The organism is Pseudomonas sp. YuFO8, assembly GCF_035065025.1.
In the GTDB taxonomy this organism is placed as follows: domain Bacteria; phylum Pseudomonadota; class Gammaproteobacteria; order Pseudomonadales; family Pseudomonadaceae; genus Aquipseudomonas; species Aquipseudomonas putida_AE.
On record NZ_JAXDEQ010000009.1, the window covers coordinates 151,256 to 166,113 of the forward strand.

Below are 14,858 nucleotides of genomic sequence, written 5' to 3' on the forward strand. Positions count from 1 at the left end.
TGTCGATTAACGCCTGTTTTCTTCAGTATTGACCCTCGATCAATACCTTGCTTTTTGCTTGAATCGTGCCAAAACCACCGGGCAGGCCCTGCGCCATGACGTATCAATTGCGCTACACTGCGCCGCTTGTGCAAATCGAAGAGTTTGAAGGACAACCATGACGTTCAAGGCGCCGGACAGCCTCGCCGAGCAAATCGCGCATCACCTCGCCGAACGCATCATTCGCGGCGAGATGAAGCCCGGGGAGCGCATCCAGGAACAGAAGGTCACCCAGGCACTCGACGTCAGCCGCGGCTCGGTTCGCGAGGCCTTGCTGATTCTCGAGCGCCGGCACCTGATCGCCATCCTGCCGCGCCGGGGCGCCCACGTCACCGAGCTCACCGCGCACAAGGTCAAGAGCCTGTGCACGCTGATGAGCGAGATGTACATCCTGCTGGCCAACGCCGTGGCCAACGGCTGGAAAGTCCAGGCTGACCTGGCGCCATTCCTGCAAATCCAGCAGCGCCTGACGGCCAGCTTCGAACGCCAGGACATCCACAGCTTCGTCGACGACAGTTTCAATGTGATGCGCGCTACCTATCCGTTCGCCAACAACCCGTACCTGCAGGAAACCGTCGAAAACCTGCAGCCGGCCATGAGCCGTGCGTATTTCCTCGCCCTGGACCAGCGCAAGGCCTCGATGAGCGAATACCTGGCCTTGTTCGAGCGCCTGCTCGCCGCCGTGATCGCCCGTGACTTTGCACAGATCCGCGAAGTGCTGACCGCTTACGGCCAGCGCAGCTGCGATCTGGTGATCTCTGCCCTGACGGACGCATAAGCGTGCGGCTAAAGTGCATCAAGCTGGCGGGGTTCAAATCCTTCGTCGACCCGACCACGGTGAACTTCCCCAGCAACATGGCGGCGGTGGTCGGGCCCAATGGTTGCGGCAAGTCGAACATCATCGACGCCGTGCGCTGGGTGATGGGCGAAAGTTCGGCGAAGAACCTGCGTGGCGAGTCGATGACCGACGTCATCTTCAACGGTTCGACCAGCCGTAAGCCGGTGAGCCAGGCGAGCATCGAGCTGGTGTTCGATAACACCGATGGCACCTTGCTCGGTGAATACGCCGCCTATGCGGAAATTTCCATTCGCCGCAAAGTCACCCGCGATAGCCAGACCACCTACTATCTCAACGGCACAAAATGCCGGCGCCGTGACATCACCGATATCTTCCTCGGCACCGGCCTCGGCCCGCGCAGCTACTCGATCATCGAGCAGGGGATGATCTCCAAGCTGATCGAGTCCAAGCCTGAAGACCTGCGCAACTTTATCGAAGAAGCGGCGGGAATCTCCAAGTACAAGGAGCGTCGGCGCGAAACCGAAAACCGCATCCGCCGCACCCACGAAAACCTCGAGCGCCTGACCGACTTGCGCGAAGAGCTGGAACGTCAGCTTGAACGCCTGCACCGCCAGGCTGAAGCGGCCAAGAAGTATCAGGAACTCAAAGGCGAAGAGCGTCAGCTCAAGGCGCAACTGTCGGCCCTGCGCTGGCAGGACCTGAACGAACAGGTCGGCCAGCGCGAAGCGATCATTGGCACCCAGGAAATCAGTTTCGAAGCCCTGGTGGCCGAACAGCGTAATGCCGATGCCAGTATCGAACGTTTGCGCGACGGCCATCACGACCTCTCCGAGCGCTTCAATCTGGTGCAGGGGCGCTTCTATTCGGTCGGTGGCGACATAGCCCGGGTCGAACAGAGCATCCAGCACGGTCAGCAGCGCTTGCGTCAGTTGCAGGACGATCTGAAAGAAGCCGAGCGCGCGCGCCTGGAGACCGAGTCGCACCTTGGTCACGACCGCACGCTGCTGCTGACTCTCGGCGAAGAGCTGGACATGCTCACGCCGGAGCAGGAAGTCACCAGCGCCGCCGCCGAAGAGGCTGCCGCCGCACTGGAAGAATCCGAAACCACCATGCACGGCTGGCAGGAGCAGTGGGACACCTTCAACCTGAGCGCTGCCGAGCCGCGGCGCCAGTCGGAAGTCCAGCAGTCACGCATCCAGCAACTGGAAACCAGCCTGGAGCGCCTGGCCGATCGGCAGAAACGCCTCGGCGAAGAGCGCGCTTTGCTCTCGGCGGATCCGGAAGATGCGGCGATCATGCAGCTCAGCGAGCAGCTCGCTGAATCCGAGGCGACCCTCGAGGATTTGCAGACCAGTGAAGAAGCTCAGGTCGAAAAGCTCGAGCAATTGCGCCAGCAATTGCAGCACGCGCTGACGGCACAGCAACAGGCCCAAGGTGATTTGCAGCGCCTCAATGGTCGCCTGGCCTCGCTCGAAGCCCTGCAACAGGCCGCGCTCGATCCGGGCACCGGCACCGCCGAGTGGCTGCGTGAGCAGCATCTGGCGGATCGCCCGCGCCTGGCCGAAGGGCTGAAGGTTGAAGCGGGTTGGGAGCTGGCGGTGGAAACCGTGCTCGGTGCCGACCTGCAAGCGGTGCTGGTGGACGACTTCAACGACTTCGACCTGTCCAGCTTTGCCCAGGGCGATCTGCGCCTGCTCAGCCCGGCCAGCGATGGCCAGCGGGTGCCTGGCAGTTTGCTCGACAAGGTCGAGGCGCAGATTGATCTGTCGCCATGGCTGGGGCAGGTCAAACCGGTCGAGAGCCTGGAGCAAGCCTTGGCCATGCGCGGTCAGTTGGCCGCCGGCCAGAGCCTGATCAGCCGCGACGGCTATTGGGTCGGCCGGCACTTTCTGCGGGTGCGCCGTGCCAGTGAAGCGGAAAGCGGCATGCTCGCCCGTGGCCAGGAAATCCAGAAACTGGGCCTGGAGCGCGAAGAGCGCGAAGCGGCTGTCGAGTCCCTGGAAACCGAATTGCAAAACCTGCGGGCGCAACAGCGTCAGCAGGAAAACGGTCGCGAACACTTGCGTCGTTTGCTGCAGGACGAAGCCCGTCAGCAAGGCGAGTTGAAGGCCCAGCTGTCGGCCGGCAAAGCCAAGGCCGAGCAGTTGGCCCTGCGGCGCACCCGTCTTGACGAAGAAATCGAGGAACTGGGCGAGCAGCGCGCCCTGGAGCACGAAAGCATCGGTGAAGCGCGCCTGCAATTGCAGGAAGCCCTCGACGCCATGGCCCTGGACACCGAGCAGCGCGAGCTGCTGCTGGCCCAGCGCGACAGCTTGCGCGAACGCCTTGACCGGGTGCGCCAGGAGGCCCGCCAGCACAAGGATCACGCCCACCAACTGGCGGTGCGCCTGGGCTCGCTCAAGGCCCAGCACGATTCCACGCGCCAGGCCCTGGAGCGCCTGGAAATGCAGGCCGAACGCCTGACGGAAAAGCGCGAACAGTTGAGTCTGAATCTGGAGGAGGGCGAGGCGCCGCTGGAAGAGTTGCGCCTGAAACTCGAAGAACTGCTCGACAAGCGCATGACCGTCGACGAAGAGCTCAAGACCGCGCAGATCGCCTTGGAAGATGCCGACCGCGAACTGCGTGAGGCCGAGAAGCGCCGCAACCAGGCCGAACAACAGTCCCAGCTGATTCGCAGCCAGCTGGAAACCCAGCGCATGGAATGGCAGGCCCTGACCGTGCGGCGCAAGGCATTGCAGGACCAGTTGCTCGAAGACGGTTACGACCTGCACGGCGTGCTGGCCACCCTGACCGCCGAGGCCAGCGAGAAAGCCGCCGAGGAAGAGCTTGAGCGCATCGCCGCGCGGATTCAGCGCCTGGGCGCAATCAACCTCGCGGCCATCGATGAGTACCAGCAACAATCGGAGCGTAAACGTTATCTGGACGCCCAGAACGACGATCTGGTCGAAGCCCTCGATACGCTCGAAAACGTGATTCGCAAGATCGACAAGGAAACCCGAAACCGTTTCAAAGATACCTTTGATCAGATCAATGGCGGTTTACAGGCACTTTTCCCAAAAGTTTTCGGTGGAGGCCGCGCGTATTTGGAACTGACGGGCGAAGATCTACTCGATACAGGGGTGACGATCATGGCGCAGCCGCCCGGAAAGAAGAACAGCACCATCCATTTGCTCTCCGGTGGCGAAAAAGCCCTGACCGCATTGGCCCTGGTTTTTGCGATCTTCAAGTTGAACCCGGCGCCGTTCTGCATGCTCGATGAAGTGGACGCGCCATTGGATGACGCTAACGTTGGACGTTATGCGCGACTGGTCAAGGAGATGTCGCAGACGGTGCAGTTCATCTACATCACCCACAACAAGATCGCCATGGAAATGGCCGAGCAATTGATGGGGGTGACGATGCACGAACCGGGTTGCTCGCGTCTGGTGGCGGTGGATGTCGAGGAGGCCATGGCGATGGTGGATGCCTGAGGCGTGGCTTTCAGGGGGGATTTTTTTACAGTGGGACTCAATTTGCCATGCCGACTTGCTGGCCAATCGACATATTCGCGGGACCAACGTGCCAGACGGTGTAAAGTTGCCTTTGGTCGTGCTAGTTTAATGTCAATTTTTCGTATACGTGGGTAAAACGCCTGTCAGAACATAGAGTTGGCGCCACGTTTTAAAGCGGTTTACAGAATGTAAGCCCCTTATTTTTCAGCATTTTTTATAGAGGCACGGGATTACATGGAAATCGGTCTGCGCGAGTGGCTGATCGTCATCGGCATTATTGTCATTGCCGGTATTCTTTTTGATGGCTGGCGCCGTATGCGCGGCGGCAAGGGAAAACTGAAATTCCGTCTCGACCGGAGCCTGTCCAACCTGCCCGAAGAGGACGCCAGCCCCGAGGTGTTGGGCCCGTCCCGCGTGCTGGATACGCACAAGGAACCGCAACTGGACGAGCACGACCTGCCGTCGGTGAGCATGCCGGCCCGGGACTCCCGCGATTCGGGCTCCAAGCGCGGCAAGCGTGGCCATGGCGAGCCTTCCCAGGGCGACATGAACCTCAGCCTGGACCTTGACGGCGGCCCGAGCTTCAGCAGCCGTGACGACGATTTCCCGGATGACACCAAGCCTGCGCCAGCGGTCAGCGACAAGGAACAGCCGCAAGCCGAGGAAGTGCTGGTCATCAGCGTGATCTGCCGCGATCCTGCCGGCTTCAAAGGCCCGGCCCTGCTGCAGAACATTCTCGAAAGCGGCCTGCGTTTTGGCGAAATGGACATCTTCCACCGCCACGAAAGCATGGCCGGCAATGGCGAAGTGCTGTTCTCCATGGCCAACGCGGTCAAGCCGGGCGTGTTCGACCTGGACGACATCGACCACTTCAGCACCCCGGCGGTGAGCTTCTTCCTCGGCCTGCCAGGCCCGCGTCATCCGAAGCAGGCCTTCGACGTGATGGTGGCGGCGGCGCGTAAATTGTCGCAAGAGCTGAACGGCGAACTGAAGGACGACCAGCGCAGCGTATTGACCGCCCAGACGATCGAGCACTACCGTCAGCGCATCGTTGAATTTGAACGTCGCGCATTGACCCAGAAGCGCTGATATTTGCACCGTGTGGATATCCACCTCCACACCCTGTAGGAGCCGGCTTGCTGGCGATGGCGTATTTGAAATCGCCTTCGCCGGCAAGCCGGACTCCTACAATGATTTGTACAGCATCAACAAATTGAGCAGCCTCGGCTGCTCTTTTGCTTTATGAGAGAACACCCATGACTGCCGCCCAAGACCGCATTCTAGAGCTACGCGCCGAGCTGGACCTGCACAACTATCGCTACCACGTGCTGGACGAGCCGAGCATCCCGGACGCCGAGTACGACCGGTTGTTCAACGAGCTCAAGGCCCTCGAAGCGGCCAATCCCGACCTGGTCACCAGCGACTCGCCCACCCAGCGGGTCGGCAGCGCCGCGCTGTCGGCGTTCACCCAGGTGCGCCACGAAGTGCCGATGCTCAGCCTGGGCAACGCCTTCGAAGAAACCGACATGCGCGAGTTCGACCGTCGGGTGACCGAAGGCCTGGACCTGCCGGCCGGTGATCTGTTCGGCGCTGGCGCGGCGGTTGAATACAGCTGCGAACCCAAGCTCGATGGCCTGGCGGTCAGCCTGCTCTATCAGGACGGCATGCTCGTACGCGGAGCAACGCGCGGCGACGGCACCACCGGTGAAGACATCAGCGTCAACGTGCGCACCGTGCGCAACATCCCGCTCAAGCTGCACGGCACCGGCTGGCCGGCGACCCTGGAAGTGCGCGGCGAAGTGTTCATGTCCAAGGCCGGTTTCGAACGGCTCAACGCCACGCAACTGGAAGTCGGTGGCAAGACCTTCGCCAACCCGCGCAACGCCGCGGCCGGCAGCTTGCGCCAGCTGGACTCGAAGATCACCGCCAACCGTCCGCTGGAATTCTGCTGCTACGGCATCGGCCAGGTGTCCGCGGACATCGCCGATACCCACATCGGCAATCTGCAGCAGCTCAAGGTTTGGGGCATGCCCATCAGCCACGAGCTGAAACTGGCGAACGGCATCGACGAATGCCTGGACTACTACCGCGACATCGGCGAACGCCGCAACGCGCTGCCCTATGAAATCGACGGCGTGGTGTTCAAGGTCAACAGCATCGCCTCCCAACGTGAACTGGGCTTCCGCGCCCGCGAACCGCGCTGGGCCATCGCCCATAAATTCCCGGCCATGGAAGAACTCACCGAGTTGCTCGACGTCGAGTTCCAGGTCGGTCGCACCGGTGCGGTGACGCCGGTGGCGCGCTTGAAGCCGGTCAAGGTCGCCGGTGTCACCGTGGCCAACGCGACGCTGCACAACATGGACGAAGTGGCGCGCCTGGGCCTGATGATCGGCGACACGGTGATCATCCGCCGCGCCGGCGACGTGATTCCGCAAGTGGTGCAAGTGGTCACCGAGCGTCGCCCGGAAGACGCCCGGCCGGTGCAGATTCCAGAGCAATGCCCGGTGTGCGGCTCCCACGTCGAGCGCACCCAGCTGGTCAAGCGCAGCAAGGGCCGCGAGACCGTCAGCGAAGGCGCGGTGTATCGCTGTGTCGGGCGCCTGGCCTGCGGTGCGCAGCTCAAGCAGGCGATCATTCACTTCGTCTCCCGCCGGGCCATGGACATCGAAGGCCTGGGCGACAAGAGCGTCGAACAACTGGTCGACGAAGGCCTGGTGAGTTCGCCGGCCGACCTGTACGCCCTGAAGTTCGAAGACATCGTCGATCTGGAAGGTTTTGCCGAACTGTCGAGCAACAAGCTGCTTAGCGCCATCGCCGACAGCAAGAAACCGAGCCTGGCCCGCTTCATCTACGCCCTGGGAATTCCCGATGTCGGCGAAGAGACGGCCAAGGTGCTGGCGCGTTCCCTGGGTTCACTGGAGCGGGTGCAGCAGGCCTTGCCGCAAGTGCTGACCTACCTGCCGGACGTCGGTCTGGAAGTGGCCCACGAAATTCACAGCTTCTTCGAAGACGCGCACAACCAGCAGGTGATCGAGGAACTGCTCAAGCACGGCTTGCAGATTCAGGACCAGGGCGAGCTGGGCGCCGAGTTCGCCGCCAGCACCACCCTGGGCGGTTTCCTCGACAAGCTGCACATCCCTTCGGTAGGGCCGGGCGGCGCGCAGAAACTGGCGGACAAGTTCGGTTCGCTGCAAGCGGTGATCAGCGCCGATTGGCTGGACATGCGTCAGGCTTTGCCCGAGAAACAGGCCAACTCCGTTCGCGAGTTTTTCGCCCTTGAGGCCAATCGCCAACTGGCTGAGGACGCCGAGAAACAACTGGCGGATTTCGGCATGCACTGGCAGAGCGAGAAGAAAGTCGTCGAAGGCCTGCCACTGGCCGGACAGACCTGGGTGCTCACCGGTTCGCTGGAACTGATGAGCCGCGATGTGGCCAAGGACAAACTCGAAAGCCTCGGCGCCAAAGTGGCCGGCTCCGTATCGGCCAAGACCCACTGCGTGGTCGCAGGGCCTGGTGCGGGGTCTAAACTGACCAAGGCCAATGAGCTCGGGTTAAAGGTGCTGGATGAAGAAGCATTCGTCGAGTTCCTGAAAGGGCACAACATCACGGTCTGACGCCCTCAAGATCAAAAGATTGCAGCCTGCGGCAGCTCCTACAAGGATCGCGCAAACGCCGCCGTCCCCCTGTAGGAGCTGCCGCAGGCTGCGATCTTTTGATTCACCCCCGCAAAGCGGGGGAACGATCACCCCCCAGCAATGATCTAGTCTTGGCAAGCCCCAGGGAGAGATCGCTCATGTACCGCTTCTTCGAACAGCTCAGCTCGCGCATCGCCGCCCCCTTCATGGGCGAAAGCTCGCGCAACAGCAAGATTTGGCCCTGTCGTTGCGGCCAGTCGCTGTTCTTTCGCAACAGCCAGTGCCTGGCGTGTTCGGCAGCCCTGGGTTACCAACCCGAGCAGAGTCGCCTGTCCTCGCTACAACCGGGCGAGCAGCCCGACACCTGGCTACTCGACGCCGATCCCGCAGCCGGCATGTTCCGTCGCTGCGCCAACCTCGATTCCCCAGCCGCCTGCAACTGGCTGCTACCCGCCAACGACCACGATGCCCTGTGCATCGCCTGCAGCCTGAACCGTACCATCCCCGATTTATCCATCGCCGAAAACCACGAGCGCTGGCGCAAGGTGGAAACCGCCAAGCGCCGCCTGATCGCGCAGTTGCTCAGCCTCGGGTTGCAAGTCATCCCGAAAACCCAGGACGAAGAACCCGGCCTGGCCTTCGACGTCATCGGCGTCGACCTCGAAGGCAAGGCACCCACCACCGGCCACGCCAACGGCCTGATCACCCTCGACATCAAGGAAGCCGACGACGCCCACCGCGAACAGGTGCGGGTGCAGATGCACGAACCCTATCGCACCTTGCTCGGGCATTTCCGTCACGAAGTCGGGCATTATTATTGGGACCGCCTGATTGCCAACAGCGACTGGCTGCAACCCTTTCGCGGTCTGTTCGGCGATGAACGCGCCAGCTACGCCGATGCCCTGAAACGGCATTATCAGCAAGGGGCGCCGCTCGACTGGCAGCAGCAGTACGTCAGCGCCTACGCCACCATGCACCCTTGGGAAGACTGGGCCGAAACCTGGGCTCACTATCTGCACATGATGGACGCCGTCGACACCGCGCTCGGCTTTGGCATGAGCGCGCGGGAAATGGACTTCGACTACCAGCCGTTTCCCTCCAGCACCCTCTACGATCCGCAGCACCCCGGCGGCGCCGCCTTCCTGTCGTTCGTCAACGCCTGGATCGAACTGGCCGGCATGCTCAACGAGCTGTCGCGCAGCATGGGCCAGCCGGATTTCTACCCCTTCGTGCTGCCGCCCGCGGTGATCGCCAAGCTGCACTTCATCCACCTGGTGATCCAGCGCGAAGGCGGCAGGGCCGACGAGGTGCTGGCACAATAGTCGCGCATGATGGCAATTCAGTTTCAATTAAGTTGGTTTCGCTAAGGTGGCCCCCGTAGGCAACACATAAAAAATACGGAGACACCCATGAAATCCTTTACTGCCCTGTTCGCCGCATCCCTCATCGGCCTGACCGCCAACCTCGCCCAGGCACGCGACCTCGGCCCCGACGAAGCCCTGAGGCTGCGCGACGCTGGTACCATTGTGTCTTTCGAGAAGCTCAATGCCACGGCGCTGGCCAAGCATCCCGGCTCCACCGTCACCGAAACCGAACTGGAAGAAGAGTACGGCAAGTACATCTACCAGGTTGAACTGCGCGATCCGCAGGGCATCGAGTGGGACCTGGAGCTGGACGCGGTCAGCGGGCAGATTCTCAAGGATCATCAGGACACGTAATGACGCTGCAATCCTTTTCCCCTCGACGCGCCAGCGGCCGCATGGCCCTGGCGCTGCTGGTTTTCTGCTCGGTGGTCATGGCCCGCGACCTCGACCAGGACGAGGCCCTGCGCCTGCGCCAACAGGGCGTGATCCTGCCGCTCGAGCAGCTTCTGCAACAAGCGCTGGATCGTTATCCGGGGGCCAAGCTGCTGGAAGCCGAGCTCGAAGAGAAACACGACGTCTACATTTATGAAGTCGAATTGCTGACCACCGAGGGTGTGGTCCGCGAACTGGACATCGACGCCACCACCGGCCATTTACTCAAAGACAAGGAAGATTGACCGATGCGATTGCTCCTGGTGGAAGACCACGTGCCGCTGGCCGACGAACTGGTGGCCGGCCTCAATCGCCAAGGTTATGCCGTGGACTGGCTGGCCGACGGTCGCGATGCGGTGCACCAGGGCAGCACCGAACCCTATGACCTGATCATCCTCGACCTCGGCCTGCCGGGACTGCCCGGGCTTGAGGTATTGACCCAGTGGCGCGCCGCAGGCCTGGCGACACCGGTGCTGATCCTCACCGCCCGCGGTTCCTGGGCAGAGCGCATCGAAGGCCTCAAGGCCGGCGCCGACGACTACCTGACCAAGCCGTTCCACCCCGAAGAACTGCACCTGCGCATCCAGGCCCTGTTGCGCCGCTCCCACGGCCAGGTCAATCAACCGACCCTCAAGGCCGCCGGCCTGCAACTGGATGAGGGTCGCCAGTGCGTGACCCGCGATGGCGCCGACATCCAGCTCACGGCCGCCGAGTTTCGCCTGTTGCGTTACTTCATGCTGCACCCGGAACAGATCCTGTCCAAAAGCCACCTGGCCGAACACCTCTACGACGGTGAAACCGAGCGCGATTCGAACGTGCTGGAAGTCCACGTCAACCACCTGCGGCGCAAACTCGGGCGCGACGTGATCGAAACCCGTCGCGGCCAGGGTTACCTGCTGGGTGGGCAAGCCCGGTGAGGTCGATCCAGCGCCGTTTGAGCCTGGGCCTGATCAGCGTGATGGTGATCGTCGGCCTGGTGTTGGCACAAACCAGCCTGTGGCTGTTCGAAGTGGGATTGCAGCGCTACCTCGAAGCCGGCTTGCGCAACGACAGCGAAAACCTGCTGGTGGCGCTGGTGCGCGGCCCCCAGGGTTTGCAACTGGATGAGCGTCTGCTGTCGCCGGCTTACCAGCGGCCGTTTTCCGGCCACTATTTCCGCATCGATTTTGCTGACAGCCACTGGCGCTCCCGTTCACTCTGGGACCAGGAACTGCCACGCCTCGAACGGCCGGGCCTGGAGAGCAACCTGCAACTGGGCCCGGAAGGCCAACAGCTGCTGGTGCTGCGCTCGGACTATCGGCGCCTGGGCCAGTCGATCTCCATCAGCGTGGCCCAGGACTACACCCCGGTGCGCGAAAGCTTCCAGCGCATGCAACAGATCGGCCTCGGCCTGGGACTCGCGGGCCTGCTGTTGATCCTGCTGCTGCAACGGCTCACCGTGCGCCGCGCCTTGCGCCCGCTGGAAAAGGCCCGTGAGCAGATCGCGCAACTGCAACAGGGCCAGCGCTCGCAACTCGACGATCAGGTGCCGATCGAGCTGGAACCACTGGTGACCCAGATCAACCATCTGCTGGCCCACACCGAAGACAGTCTCAAGCGTTCGCGCAATGCCCTGGGCAACCTCGGCCACGCCCTGAAAACCCCGCTGGCGGTGTTGTTGAGCCTGGCCTCCAGCGAACAACTCGACGCCCACCCGCAACTGCGCCAGGTCCTCAAGGACCAACTGGAACAGGTCCGCCTGCGCCTCAACCGCGAACTCAACCGCGCCCGCCTGGCCGGCGACGCATTGCCCGGGGCCTTGTTCGATTGCGACGCCGAACTGCCGGGATTGCTCGCCACCCTGAACATGATCCACGGCGAACACCTGCACCTCAGCTATGTCGCGCCCAGCGGCCTGCAGCTGCCCTGGGACCGCGAAGACCTGCTGGAGCTGCTCGGCAACCTGCTGGACAACGCCTGCAAATGGGCGGACGCCGAAGTTCGCCTGAGCGTGATCGAAACCGCACAAGCCTACGAATTAAACGTGGAAGACGACGGCCCGGGCATTCCCCAGGACCAGCGCGATCAGGTAATCAGCCGCGGCACCCGCCTGGATGAACAGACCGACGGCCATGGCCTGGGCCTCGGTATCGTGCGCGACATCGTCGACAGCTGGGGAGGGCAGCTACTGCTGCAAGAAAGCGAGTGGGGCGGCTTGAAAGTGACCATCGACTTACCCAAACGCTGAAACAACGGGGCGATCAACGCCCCTCGAGCAACCCGGCCGCCTGATCCAGCAAGGCCAGCGGATCCTTCGCCTTGTGGATATCCACCGACAGCAACTGGCGGAACTTGCGCGCCCCCGGAAACCCGGTACCCAGCCCCAGCACATGGCGAGTGATATGGTGCATCGCGCCACCGGCTTCCAGGTGCGCAGCGATATAAGGTCGCAACTGCGCCAACGCCTCGGCGCGAGAGATCACCGGCGCGCTGCTGCCAAACAACTGCTGATCCACCTCGGCCATCACATAGGGATTGTGATAAGCCTCACGCCCGAGCATCACCCCGTCGAACGTCTGCAAATGCTCGTGACAGGCTTCCAGGCTCTTGATCCCGCCGTTGAGAATAATCTCCAGCTCAGGGAAATCCGCCTTCAACCGCGCGGCCACGTCATAACGCAGCGGCGGAATATCGCGATTCTCCTTCGGCGACAACCCCTCCAGAATCGCAATCCGCGCATGCACGGTAAAACTGGTACAGCCGGCATCACGCACCGTGCCAACGAAATCGCACAGCTCTTCATAGCTGTCACGCCCATTGATCCCGATCCGATGCTTCACCGTCACCGGAATCGACACCGCATCACGCATCGCCTTCACACAATCGGCCACCAACTGCGGATGCCCCATCAGGCACGCGCCGATCATATTGTTCTGCACCCTGTCACTGGGGCAGCCCACATTCAGATTCACCTCATCGTACCCATGCTCCTGCGCCATCCGCGCACAGGCCGCCAAGTCCAGCGGCACACTGCCACCCAACTGCAACGCCAACGGATGCTCGGCTTCGTTGTGCCGCAGGAACCGCTCGTGATCACCGTTGAGCAAGGCACCGGTGGTGACCATTTCGGTGTAGAGCAGCGCGTGTTTGGAAAGCAGGCGCAGGAAGAAACGGCAGTGACGGTCGGTCCAGTCCATCATCGGAGCGACGGAGAAACGACGGGAGAGCGGGGCGGGTGTGGCGTTGGATACGGACATGGGGGATCTGGAATCGGTGAGGCTGGGAGGTGGGGGAGTTTATCAGGATTGGGGGTTTGGTGAGTCTTGCGCCTTCTACAGCCATCGGAAACGCCGTAATTAGCTGCGTTTTCAACGGTCCTAGGCTCTGTACGAAATCCCGAGAAACCCAATCGACGCCCCTAGGACGCTGAAATTTTGTAGAGTCCCCCGCCATCGACGGAAAGGAATTCTGTGATGGCAAAGCGTTACGAACTCTCGGACGAGGCCTGGGGAGTAGTCTCCGATCTCTTCATCGAAACCCATGGCCGAGGAAGGCCGCGACTGAGCGACCGCCTGATGCTCGACGGCGTGCTCTGGGTGCTCTGCTCGGGTGCAGCGTGGCGAGATATGCCGAAGCGCTACGCCGCTACTGCGACAAATATCGAATGCAACCCGTCCTCCCTCTGCGCTCGATGAAGCGCAAGCCTAAGCCCGGTTTACCCAGACTCTTTGATCGGCCCAAGTACCGTCAGCGCGACATCATCGAGCGCATGTTTGGCTGGCTGAAAGAGAACCGCCGGATCGTAACGCGCTTCGACAAACTCGCGAAAAGCTACGCCGCCATGGTCTCACTGGCTTGTTCCATGCGGTGTTTGCGACATCTCTTTTCGTACAGAGCCTAGCTATTCGACATCCATAACGTCTTTTCGGCAACATATAGCATGTGCATCGCGCTCGCGTCGGTCGGAGGATAATCGGGATGAAGGAATTCGCCGCCCACAACTCTCGTCATCCCCAGCCGCTGCATTACAATTTCAGAACGCTTGTTCGCCAATGCAGTAAAAGCGTAAACGCGGGGCACATCCAAGGTGCTAAATGCATAATCGAGAGCCGCGCGAGCTGCTTCGGTCGCATAACCCTTGCCCCAATAGTCGCGACCAAGTCGCCACCCCACCTCTAAGGCCGGACCGAATGGAAAATCATCTCCGAGCCAATGGAGGCCAACTGCGCCGATCAACGAGCCATCATCGATACGTTCGGCAGCCCAGAAAGTTGGCTCGCCGCCTTCAGAAAGCCGCGTCAGTTGGTCAACTACATCGCAGGTCTCAGACGCAGTCTTCGTGCCCCCGAGGAACTGCATTACCTCAGGGTCAGCATGGATTACGCAAAGCAGGGGCTTATCCGCCTCTCGCCAATCCCTGAGCTTCAACCGGTCTGTTTCAATCATTCTTTCCCTCATAGCGAACAGGCTTGTTCCCGCTGCCACAATATCATCGTGCCCTTTACAAGTCCCCGTTCTCAATTTATCGAGCGGCGGCTTATGGGAGCTCCCAGGCATGGAATGAATGACCAGAACGGAGACAAGAATGACTTGGGTGTAAGACCTGGAACGGCTAATAGCAAGGTGTTCTCGTTATGAGTTACTTATGAGTACTAGGCTCTGTACGAAAAGTTTTGTGGGAGCGACGGTGCGGCGATCCGACTTGTCCCGCGATGGAGTGCGAAGCGCTCCTGTAACCGATATCAAATAGTGTCAAAGAAGCCGCGCATTCAGGCTTTGCTGCCGCGTTGCGGCAGATCGCGGGGCAAGCCCGCTCCCACAACGATGGATGACCATACTTTTCGTACAGAACCTAGAGCGCGTGTTTAAAAAACACTCAGTGATTCTTATCAAGAGCCAATTCAAATGAGCGCTCAGCTCGCGCCAGGTGTTCGAGTGGCAGAAGATGACCCGCCCCGAAACCCTCACCGACATTCAGCGCGCCGCCCATCTCCGATACTGCCCCCAAGTCACTCTCGGCAATTCAACATTTCCACTGATTTGCGAAACGGTGTGTCATGAACTGGATAGTCTCCGTCGCGAGATGTACATAACCCACGTTCGAACATTCGTATATTCC

At 61.4% G+C, this 14,858-nt stretch carries 11 protein-coding genes and 2 pseudogenes; 11 read left to right on the top strand and 2 right to left on the bottom strand.

Annotated elements, in window-relative coordinates:
- Window positions 1-157: 157 nt before the first annotated feature.
- The 9 genes from SOP95_RS10895 (at window position 158) to SOP95_RS10935 (ending at window position 11,987) form a co-directional block, all read left to right on the top strand.
- Entirely contained in the window at window positions 158-817 is a 660-nt protein-coding gene (locus SOP95_RS10895) for a GntR family transcriptional regulator (RefSeq protein WP_274073194.1), read from the top strand.
- Window positions 818-819: 2 nt separating this feature from the next.
- Complete coding sequence (smc, locus tag SOP95_RS10900) at window positions 820-4,308, top strand: chromosome segregation protein SMC (RefSeq protein ID WP_274073195.1); 3,489 nt, start codon at window positions 820-822, stop codon at window positions 4,306-4,308.
- 255 nt (window positions 4,309-4,563) lie between these two features.
- Window positions 4,564-5,418 carry a cell division protein ZipA gene (gene zipA, locus SOP95_RS10905; RefSeq protein ID WP_274073196.1) on the top strand — a complete coding sequence of 285 codons (855 nt, stop codon included), beginning with the start codon at window positions 4,564-4,566 and terminating at the stop codon, window positions 5,416-5,418.
- Between the two features lie 167 nt (window positions 5,419-5,585).
- Window positions 5,586-7,943: an NAD-dependent DNA ligase LigA gene (gene ligA, locus SOP95_RS10910; RefSeq protein ID WP_323607096.1), complete on the top strand. Its 2,358-nt coding sequence runs from the start codon at window positions 5,586-5,588 to the stop codon at window positions 7,941-7,943.
- 179 nt (window positions 7,944-8,122) lie between these two features.
- The gene (locus tag SOP95_RS10915; protein WP_323607097.1) at window positions 8,123-9,286 is read left to right on the top strand and encodes a zinc-binding metallopeptidase family protein; all 1,164 of its coding nucleotides are present in this window, start codon (window positions 8,123-8,125) and stop codon (window positions 9,284-9,286) included.
- 87 nt (window positions 9,287-9,373) lie between these two features.
- Window positions 9,374-9,682 (top strand): PepSY domain-containing protein, encoded by a 309-nt coding sequence (locus tag SOP95_RS10920; RefSeq protein WP_274073199.1) that lies wholly within the window; start codon window positions 9,374-9,376, stop codon window positions 9,680-9,682.
- Window positions 9,682-10,005: a PepSY domain-containing protein gene (locus tag SOP95_RS10925; RefSeq protein WP_323607098.1), complete on the top strand. Its 324-nt coding sequence runs from the start codon at window positions 9,682-9,684 to the stop codon at window positions 10,003-10,005. The genes SOP95_RS10920 and SOP95_RS10925 overlap by 1 nt, the downstream gene beginning before the upstream one ends.
- A gap of 3 nt (window positions 10,006-10,008) precedes the next feature.
- Window positions 10,009-10,677, top strand: a complete 669-nt coding sequence (locus tag SOP95_RS10930; protein ID WP_323607099.1) for a response regulator transcription factor — start codon at window positions 10,009-10,011, stop codon at window positions 10,675-10,677.
- On the top strand, window positions 10,674-11,987 hold the full coding sequence (locus SOP95_RS10935) for a sensor histidine kinase (RefSeq protein ID WP_323607100.1): 1,314 nt from the start codon (window positions 10,674-10,676) through the stop codon (window positions 11,985-11,987). The genes SOP95_RS10930 and SOP95_RS10935 overlap by 4 nt, the downstream gene beginning before the upstream one ends.
- 13 nt (window positions 11,988-12,000) lie before the next feature.
- On the opposite strand, the gene dusA is transcribed toward SOP95_RS10935, so the two are convergent.
- Window positions 12,001-12,996: a tRNA dihydrouridine(20/20a) synthase DusA gene (dusA, locus tag SOP95_RS10940; RefSeq protein WP_323607101.1), complete on the bottom strand. Its 996-nt coding sequence runs from the start codon at window positions 12,994-12,996 to the stop codon at window positions 12,001-12,003.
- 216 nt (window positions 12,997-13,212) lie between these two features.
- Here dusA and SOP95_RS10945 point away from each other — a divergent pair.
- Window positions 13,213-13,640, top strand: a pseudogene (locus SOP95_RS10945) (transposase).
- Here the strand turns inward: SOP95_RS10945 and SOP95_RS10950 are convergent.
- On the bottom strand, window positions 13,637-14,185 hold the full coding sequence (locus SOP95_RS10950; RefSeq protein ID WP_274073246.1) for a GNAT family N-acetyltransferase: 549 nt from the start codon (window positions 14,183-14,185) through the stop codon (window positions 13,637-13,639). The pseudogene SOP95_RS10945 and the gene SOP95_RS10950 overlap by 4 nt on opposite strands.
- 463 nt (window positions 14,186-14,648) lie before the next feature.
- On the opposite strand from SOP95_RS10950, the pseudogene SOP95_RS10955 reads away from it, so the two are divergent.
- A pseudogene (locus SOP95_RS10955) lies at window positions 14,649-14,738 on the top strand (DNA adenine methylase); the annotation flags it as partial.
- Window positions 14,739-14,858: the final 120 nt, after the last annotated feature.